Annotated in this window: 1 protein-coding gene; it reads right to left on the bottom strand. The window is 69.6% G+C overall.

Annotated features, from left to right (window positions below; translation table 11 throughout):
• A partial coding sequence (locus tag EEJ42_RS31025) for an electron transfer flavoprotein subunit beta/FixA family protein (RefSeq protein WP_148082059.1) occupies nucleotides 1-593 on the bottom strand: 593 nt, incomplete at both ends.

Below are 593 nucleotides of genomic sequence, written 5' to 3'. Positions count from 1 at the left end.
GCGAGCTGCTTGCCGCCCTCGCCCTCGTCCTTGACGATCGTGCCCGCCGTACGGGCCGGGCGCTCCTCCGCGCCGTCGACCTTCGTCCAGGCACCCTCCAGACCCACTTCCTCGGCCTCGATGTCCAGATCGGACAGGTCCCAGGAGGTCACCGGCTTCTTCTTCGCCGCCATGATGCCCTTGAACGACGGATAGCGGGCCTCACCCGACTGGTCGGTCACCGACACCACCGCCGGAAGCGCCGCCTCCAAGTGCTCGGTCGCCGTGTCGCCGTCCCGGCGGCCCTTGACCGTGCCCTCCTCAACCGCAACCTCCGACAGCAGCGTCACCTGCGGAACCCCCAGGCGCTCGGCCAGGATCGCCGGAAGCACACCCATCGTGCCGTCCGTGGACGCCATGCCGCAGATCACCAGGTCGTAACCGGTCTTCTCCACCGCCCTGGCCAGCACCAGCGAGGTGCCCAGCGCATCCGTGCCGTGCAGGTCGTCGTCCTCGACGTGCACGGCCTTGTCGGCACCCATCGACAGCGCCTTGCGCAGCGCGTCCTTGGCGTCCTCCGGACCCACGGTCAGCACCGTGATCTCCGCGTCGTC

This window comes from Streptomyces botrytidirepellens (genome assembly GCF_003721215.1).
GTDB lineage: Bacteria > Actinomycetota > Actinomycetes > Streptomycetales > Streptomycetaceae > Streptomyces > Streptomyces himastatinicus.
This window is presented reverse-complemented; position numbering and strand designations above follow the sequence as displayed.